The organism is Fusobacterium perfoetens ATCC 29250 (assembly GCF_000622245.1).
In the GTDB taxonomy this organism is placed as follows: domain Bacteria; phylum Fusobacteriota; class Fusobacteriia; order Fusobacteriales; family Fusobacteriaceae; genus Fusobacterium_B; species Fusobacterium_B perfoetens.
Genome location: NZ_JHXW01000010.1, coordinates 83,958 through 91,976, shown reverse-complemented (window position 1 = coordinate 91,976; position 8,019 = coordinate 83,958). Strand labels below are relative to the sequence as shown.

Sequence of the window (8,019 nt, the reverse complement as noted above, 5' to 3'; positions counted from 1 at the left end):
AGCGCATATAGCTTTCATAATCTTATCATGCGATAAAATCATAATATCCGGTATTAGCTATCGTTTCCAATAGTTGTCCCAGACTACAAGGCAAGTTCTTTACGTGTTACTCACCCGTCCGCCACCTTACTATCACCGAAGTGAATTCAAGTAGACTTGCATGTGTTAAGCATTCTGTCAGCGTTCATCCTGAGCCAGGATCAAACTCTTCATTAAAACTTTATATTTATTGACTAGGTCAATTATTAACACTTACCGTTATTAAACACCAAAATATGGTTGTTTGCTTGTCATATATCTCTATTCTGTTGTTAATGTCCTTTTTAGATGTCCTTCTTGTGGACAAGAAATATCATACCACTTTTTTTAAATTCCGTCAATAGTTTTTTTTATTTTTTTTTGATTTTTTTATTTTATATTGAAATTATTAGATTTTTATCAATTATTCTAAAAAAATAATTTGGATAGTTTTTTATAAAAGTCATTAAAATCTTATTTTTAATAGTTAATTTATAAATTTATTTTTATTTATTCATTTACTATTTTTTCTTTAGAACTTATAAAAATATTTTAATCTAAAATAGTATTACTGGCTTATGTAGATTTTATAAAATATTAAAAGTATTAATAATGAATATTTTTTATTTATAGGTACTTTATCAATTTATAGGAAGAACTAATTAATAAAAATTTTTTTGATTAAGTATAATTTTTAAAAAGATAATTACAAAAACAATTTCTAATAAAAATAAGTTTTATTTTATAACATAAATTCTCAAGTAACCACTTTAAATATTTTTTAATTTAAATTGTATTATACTTAATTTTATTAAAATAATAAGTTTTATTATATTTATGTTTTTTAATTGTTTAAATATTAATAATTTAGATAATATTTTATAAATTCTATTAAAAACTCAATAAAAAAGTTAAGGAACATAAAAAAGATTTACTTAAATTATCTATTTAGTTATATTAAATTTTTTCTATTAAAAATACTTTATTTCTTAATATTTTTATTAAAAATCAAATTATAATTTTTATGGATATAAAAAAACTGGTGCCAAATAAAAACTTTATTAACTACACCAGTTTTTTATTAATTTATATATTATGAAGAATATTCTTTAGTATAATTAGAATAATCTTATAAACTTTTATTATTTTATAAATTTTAATATTTTTAATTGAATGTAAATTATGTTTTTAAAATATAATTTAAAATCTATAAATTTTATGAATAATATTGAAGTTATTATAATTTATAAACTATATAATTATAAATGAATTTTTTTGATTATTATAATTTATTTAGAAAAGAAAAGCTAAAAATAATATTATTTAAAACAACTCTTAAGTTTATAGATAAATGTTAAAATTTATTTCTTTTCTAAAACTTGACCTATATATTTCTTTATAGTATTTAAATATATAAGTTTTGAAGTATTTTTCATAAGTAGAAGGAATTTTTCATCTGTTCCTGTATCATTAGAACAAAGTTTAATAGCCTCTTCTTCTACTTTTAATTTTTCATAATCATCTAATTTTTCAAATTCTTCGATTATATCTCTAATATCATTTGGTATATCAACATCTCCTTTTAATGTATTAATATCTGATATTACAGATTTTTTTATACTTTTTCTAGCTTGTTTTATTTTCTTCTTACTGATAATTGTTTTTTCTTTAACTTCGTTATTAAATAAAGTTAGATTTTGTTTTTCAGTAAATTCACCTTTATCTATATTTTTTAAGATACCATTTATATATTGAACAAGAGTAGTTCTAACATTTTTATTTAAGTTTTTATAAATAATTTTTAAAACTTCTGCAGCTAATTCTTCTCCGTCCTCATTATAAATTTTTCTAATTTTAGTATCTGTTCTTTTATCCCATGACCTTGAAGCATAGATATTTCTCTTAGCTTTGTGAATAAGCTCAACTAAAGACATTGGCAAATCTTTATAAGGGTCAGATTTTGGTTTAGCTTTTTCTTTTTTAGGTTTTTCTTTTACTTCTATAATCTCTGCTTCTTGAATGTCATCACTGTATTCTATATCATCTATATCTAATATTTCTTTAGAATTAGATTTAGTTTTTTCAACTTTAGATGAAGTATTTTTATTTTTATTTGTAAGCACTTTCGTTTTATTAGTTTCTATGAAAGTAGAAATATGACATTCTCCATCTTTTTCAAGATTGAAAGTATAATTGATATAGTAAGTATCCTCTTTTTTAGATTCATCATAGGAATATTCTAATATATATCCCAATTCAACCAATATATCAAAGGCTTTTAAAACTCTTTTTAATACCTGTTTAGCTCTATTTAAAACATAAGTTTTGGTTTCTCCTGCCTTGGTAGTTCTTTCAGTTTCTTGTTCCATTCTAAGAGGTATAATAGCTGCTAATGTTCTTAGGTTTATACGTCCATCTGTTTCTTCATATCTAATTTTACTTATGTATTTATAAATTCTACCAGCTATAGGGTCTTTTGTAATGATTTCCATAAGAGCCTTTGAATTATATTTAATATATCTTTTATCTTTTATTTTTTGTCTTATATTTTTATTTAATAAAACCCTATAAAATACTTTTTTTCCTTTTTTTAATTTTTGGTAAGTAAGAAGCTTAAATTCTTCATCTTCAAATCTATATTTACCAAATTTTGTATGATTTGAAACAACGAACTGATATTCAGTACTTTTTAAGTTTTTAAGAGCTTGTTCAACTTTGGTATAATAGACTCTATTCATTTTATTTCCTAAAAAGTTAACTATAAAATCTGAAATTTCAAATTCTATATATTCCCCTTCTTCTGTAGGAGAATCTTTTTTTCCTTCATACATACATATTAGGAAATTATATATCTTTTCTTCAAACATAGATGGCTGATAAACCATATCATTATTGTCTTTAGCAACTAAAGTACAATACATAGTAACCCCTAAATCCTCAAAAGAGTATTGGAAGTTAATTCTCTTATTTTGTTTTTGAGGTGTGAAAAAAGGAAATACTATCATTTCAACAGGAATATTTATAATATTCCCTTGAAGATTTAAAAAGTTTCCAGCTCCCTGAATAACAACCTCTTTAACTTCAATATCAGGAAGATTTTTCATCTTCATATCCATTTTATTGATGTCTTCTATAAGGGAACCTGACGAAACAATATTAAAACTTTCTAATATATCTTCATCTTCTTGATTCTTTTTTATATTACCCATATAATACAGCTCCTATTATCATTGATTTTTATATGTATATCATCATTAATAATTTTTCTTAGGTATCATATTATAAATCTAATTATATTTTATTACAAGTTTTTTTTGAAAAATTTATAAAAATATGTTTATGCTCAATAATAATTTATATATTTGATTTTTCTTATTTTAATAAAATGCTTATTTTAAATATTAAATATGTTGTTTCGAAGATATATTTTTCTTAGATGAATTATATGTAAAATCCTTGAAAATACAGAAATTCATATAATAATTTTTATGTATACTCTCAATAATAATTAATATTTTTATAAAATTCTTTAGTAGCAAAGAAAATCTCATTTACATTTTTTTCTAAGCTTTAAAAATCAATATAAAAATTTTTGTATATACTCAATAATATTTTTTTGTTTCGGTAAATCATTGAAACTATTATATAAAAAATTTTATGGTTTTCTAAAATTTAGAAAAATCAAGTTACTTTTTTGTGTATATATTCAATAATATTTTTTTGTTGAAATAAATTATTGATATTATTAGATTCTTTTAATAAGAATTTTTAAACTAGCTTTATAAATCAATATAAAAATTTTTGTATATGATGAATAATAAAAAATTTTTTTTAATTGTTGAAATTCAATGAATATTTAATTTTTTTTTTAAGACTTAGTCTATACATTATACATATAAACATAATAACAAAAAACAACTAAAAGAGCTGTTGTTTTTTTTTGTTTTTTATTTTTAAAATTTTTTTAGAGATTTTTAGAAAAATATAAAAATAATAATAAATATACTTGACAAAATTGATTTTTTCTTTTAAAATAATATACTGTAATATAGAAAGTTTTTAGGAGGTGAATTTTTAGAGATGAAATTCCATACATATCAACCAAATAATAGAAAATACAAAAAAGACCACGGATTTAGAGCAAGAATGAAAACTAAAGGTGGAAGACAAGTATTAAAAAGAAGAAGAGCTAAAGGAAGAAAAAAATTATCAGCATAGAACCCGGTGTAGCAAATCACCGGGTTTTTTGAAATAATGGAGTTATTATGGAAAAGTTAGTGAAAAATGCTGAATTTCAAAAAGTTTATAATTATGGAAAGAAAACTTATGGAATTTATTCCCTTGTATTTTTTTTAAAGAATAATTTAGAATATAATAGATGTGGCTTCGTAGCTAGTAAAAAAATTGGAAATGCTGTTTGTAGAAATAGAATAAAAAGATTGTTTAGAGAATATTATAGAAGTTCTGAAGATAAAATACAAAAAGGGTATGATGTTATTTTTGTTGGTAAGAAAAACGCAGGAGAAAAATTTAAGGAACTAAAGTTCCAGGAGATGAAAGAAGATCTTGATAAAGTTTTTAGTAAAGCAAAGCTTTTTAAAGATTAAATTAATTTTGAAAAAAATAGTTTTACTATTAATTAAGGGATATCAAAAGTTCTTATCCCCTTTTTTAGGTAAAAATTGTATATTTATCCCAACTTGTTCAGCTTATACCTATGAAGCTATTGAAAAATATGGTATAATAAGAGGAGGTTTTTTAGGGATAAAGAGAATATTAAGATGTCACCCTTATAGTCAAGGGGGATATGACCCAGTGCCAGAATTAAAAAATAATAAGGAGAAAAGGTAGATGAGTTTTTTATACGCAATATTTGAGAAGCTTTTAGTTATGTTTCATGGAATGACAGGAAATTTTGGAGTAGCAATTATATTACTTACAATATTTATTAAGATTGTATTATTACCTCTTACATTAAAACAAGATAAGTCAATGAAAGAGATGAAGAAATTACAACCAAAAATTGAGGAGATTAAAAAGAAATATGGTTCTGACCCTCAATTAATGAATCAAAAAACAATGGAACTTTATAAGGAACATAAAGTTAATCCAGCAGGTGGATGTCTACCTATTCTTATTCAATTACCTATTTTATGGGCTTTATTCGGTGTATTAAGAAAAGAAGGAGTTGTACCAGATGAGTCTTTCTTATGGTTTTCATTAGTAACTCCAGACCCATATTTTGTATTACCAATATTAAATGGAGTAGTATCATTTGTACAACAAAAAGTTATGGGAAGCAGCGACAATCCTCAAATGAAAAATATGATGTATATGTTCCCTATAATGATGGTATTTATTTCTTATAAAATGCCTGGTGGATTACAATTATATTGGTTAGTATCAAGTTTAACAGGGGTTATACAACAATATTTCGTTATGAAAAAAGGAGAGTAGTTTTTTATGGCAGAAGTTATAGAAGTAAAAGCTATGAACAGTGAAGAAGCTAAAAAAAGAGCTGCAAGAGTTTTAAGTATATCAGAAGAACAAATTATAGATGTTATAGAGAAAGTAAAAAGTAAATCTTTTTTAGGATTATTTTCTAAAGAAGGTGTCTATGATGTAACTTATGTAACTTCTTTAGATGAATTAAAAAAAGAAGAAGCAAAAGAGGAAGTTGTAGAAGAAGTTAAAGTAGTAGAGGAAAAAGTCATTGAAGTAGAACCAATTGATGAAAGACATACTGCTAGAGATTTAAGAAAAGAAAGAAATGAAAGAAAAGCTAAAAAACCTTTAGAGAAAAAAGAAAAACCAGTTAAAGTAGCTATAGTTAATGAAAAAAAAGAGGAAGAAGTTGAAAAAGTAATAGTTAATGTAGAGCCAAAAGAGGAAATTGTAGAAAAAATATTAACTTCTACAAGAGAGTTAATCAAAAATATGGGATTAAACTTAAATGTAGAATTTACAGGAACTATTGGAAGAAACTATGTAATTAACCTTTCTGGAGAAGATAAAGGGATTATTATTGGTAAAAAAGGAAAAACTTTAAATAGTTTTGAATATCTATTAAACTCTCTTATAAAAGAAGTTAGAATAGAGATTGATGTAGAAGGATTTAAAGAAAAAAGAAATGAAACTTTAGTAGAATTAGCTAATAAAATGGCTATAAAAGCTATTAAAAGTAGAAAAACTATAAGATTAAATCCTATGCCTCCTAGAGAAAGAAAGATAATTCACGAAATTATCAATCAATACCCAGAATTAGATACTTATAGTGAAGGAAAAGACCCAAAAAGATATATTATTATTAAGAGAAAAAGATAAGTAGGTGAGGTATAATGTTTGATACTATCGCTGCTATATCTACACCTCGTGGTGAAGGTGGAATAGGTATAGTTAGATTATCTGGAGATAAAGCTATTGAGATATTAGGAAAAATTTTTAAGCCTAAATCTCAAAAAAAAGTTGAAGATATAAAAAGTTATACAATCAATTATGGACATATTTATGATAAGGATATTTTAGTAGATGAAGTATTGGTATCTGTTATGAAAGGGCCTAATACTTATACTAGAGAGGATATTGTAGAGATAAATTGCCATGGTGGATATTTAATAACTGAAAAAGTGTTGGAATTAGTATTAAAAAATGGATGTAAAATAGCTGAACCTGGTGAGTTTACAAGAAGAGCTTTTTTAAATGGAAGACTTGATTTGACTCAGGCTGAAGCTGTAATAGATTTAATCCATGGAAAAACAGAAAAAAGTATATCTCTTTCTTTAAACAATTTGAGAGGAGATTTAAAAGAACAAATAGCTCATCTTAAAAAGATACTTTTAGATGTAGCTGCTCATGTTAATGTAGTCTTAGATTATCCAGAGGAAGGTGTAGATGAGCCAATGCCAGATAATCTTGTAAGAGATTTACATAATGTACATGATACAATAACAAAACTTGTAGAATCATATGATAAAGGTAAGATGATAAAAGAGGGTATAAAAACAGCTATTGTCGGAAAGCCTAATGTTGGAAAATCTAGCCTTTTAAACTCAATTTTAAGAGAGGAAAGAGCAATAGTAACAAGTATTGCTGGTACTACAAGAGATACAATAGAGGAAATTATTAATATTAAAGGAATACCATTAGTAATGGTAGATACAGCTGGAATTAGAGAAACTCAAGATGAAGTTGAAAATATTGGGGTTCAAAAATCTAAAAAAGTTTTACAAGAAGCAGATTTAGTATTGTTTGTAATGGATTCTTCAAGAGAGTTATCTGAAGAAGATAAAGAAATATATGAAAATATCCAAAGTGAAAAAGTAATAGGAATACTAAATAAGATAGATATTGAGAGAAAATTGGATATAACTTCTCTAACTAAGGTTAAGAAGTGGATAGAGATATCAGCTCTTGAAAATATCGGTATAGAAAATCTTGAAAATGAAATTTATAATTTTATCCTATCTGAAAATATTGAAGATAGTTCTGAAAAGCTTATAATCACAAATATAAGACATAAATCAGCTCTTGAAAAAACAAAGCAAGCTATAGAAAATATTTTTGAAACAATGGATATGGGTTACCCAATGGATTTAATAGCTGTAGATTTAAACGACGCTATGGATTCATTATCAGAGGTAACTGGAGAGATATCTAGTGAAGATTTATTAGACCATATATTTAGTAATTTCTGTGTAGGTAAATAGAAAAATTAAGGGCTGTTATTATTAATAGTCCTTATTTTATTGTTTGTTAACTTAAAAATTATTAAAAAATAAAATTTTCGTAATTGAAAATATATTATAAATAAAATTAAAAATTATTACATATTCCAAAAAGTTGATTAACTAGAGTTTATCTCACTAAAAACACAAAACTCGCTTTGCTCAAACAGTTGTGTTTTTTTACGTTCGATATAACTAAGTTAATCTAACTTTTCTCCATAAATTACATAATTTTTAATTTATATTTAGTTATTATAAAAATATTTTTTAATCATGG

Annotated in this window: 7 protein-coding genes and 1 rRNA gene; 6 read left to right on the top strand and 2 right to left on the bottom strand. The window is 23.9% G+C overall.

Annotated features, from left to right (window positions below; all coding sequences use genetic code 11):
• Together T364_RS0104810 and T364_RS0104805 are read right to left on the bottom strand one after the other, a co-directional pair.
• Positions 1 to 216, bottom strand: a 16S ribosomal RNA gene (locus T364_RS0104810); the annotation flags it as partial.
• A 1,163-nt stretch (positions 217 to 1,379) separates the two neighbouring features.
• On the bottom strand, positions 1,380 to 3,227 hold the full coding sequence (locus T364_RS0104805; RefSeq protein WP_035945371.1) for a hypothetical protein: 1,848 nt from the start codon (positions 3,225 to 3,227) through the stop codon (positions 1,380 to 1,382).
• 871 nt (positions 3,228 to 4,098) lie between these two features.
• Between T364_RS0104805 and rpmH the strand changes: the two genes are divergently transcribed.
• From rpmH to mnmE, 6 genes are read left to right on the top strand one after another with little or no spacing between them, the layout of a single operon-like run.
• Positions 4,099 to 4,236, top strand: coding sequence for a 50S ribosomal protein L34 (gene rpmH, locus T364_RS0104800; protein ID WP_027128566.1), 138 nt, complete (start codon positions 4,099 to 4,101; stop codon positions 4,234 to 4,236).
• A 47-nt stretch (positions 4,237 to 4,283) separates the two neighbouring features.
• Entirely contained in the window at positions 4,284 to 4,625 is a 342-nt protein-coding gene (gene rnpA / locus T364_RS0104795) for a ribonuclease P protein component (RefSeq protein WP_027128565.1), read from the top strand.
• Between the two features lie 7 nt (positions 4,626 to 4,632).
• Positions 4,633 to 4,869: a membrane protein insertion efficiency factor YidD gene (gene yidD, locus T364_RS0104790; protein ID WP_027128564.1), complete on the top strand. Its 237-nt coding sequence runs from the start codon at positions 4,633 to 4,635 to the stop codon at positions 4,867 to 4,869.
• On the top strand, positions 4,870 to 5,475 hold the full coding sequence (locus T364_RS0104785; RefSeq protein WP_027128563.1) for a YidC/Oxa1 family membrane protein insertase: 606 nt from the start codon (positions 4,870 to 4,872) through the stop codon (positions 5,473 to 5,475).
• Positions 5,476 to 5,481: 6 nt separating this feature from the next.
• Complete coding sequence (locus T364_RS0104780) at positions 5,482 to 6,342, top strand: Jag family protein (RefSeq protein WP_027128562.1); 861 nt, start codon at positions 5,482 to 5,484, stop codon at positions 6,340 to 6,342.
• An 11-nt stretch (positions 6,343 to 6,353) separates the two neighbouring features.
• Positions 6,354 to 7,724, top strand: coding sequence for a tRNA uridine-5-carboxymethylaminomethyl(34) synthesis GTPase MnmE (mnmE, locus tag T364_RS0104775; RefSeq protein WP_027128561.1), 1,371 nt, complete (start codon positions 6,354 to 6,356; stop codon positions 7,722 to 7,724).
• The last annotated feature ends 295 nt before the right edge of the window (positions 7,725 to 8,019 follow it).

Excerpts from the sequence above, each read along its gene's own strand:
- T364_RS0104780 (WP_027128562.1), top strand. The coding sequence starts at position 5,482 with ATGGCAGAAGTTATAGAAGTAAAAGCTATGAACAGTGAAGAAGCTAAA.
- rpmH (WP_027128566.1), top strand. The coding sequence starts at position 4,099 with ATGAAATTCCATACATATCAACCAAATAATAGAAAATACAAAAAAGAC.
- rnpA (WP_027128565.1), top strand. The coding sequence starts at position 4,284 with ATGGAAAAGTTAGTGAAAAATGCTGAATTTCAAAAAGTTTATAATTAT.
- T364_RS0104805 (WP_035945371.1), bottom strand. The coding sequence starts at position 3,227 with ATGGGTAATATAAAAAAGAATCAAGAAGATGAAGATATATTAGAAAGT.
- T364_RS0104785 (WP_027128563.1), top strand. The coding sequence starts at position 4,870 with ATGAGTTTTTTATACGCAATATTTGAGAAGCTTTTAGTTATGTTTCAT.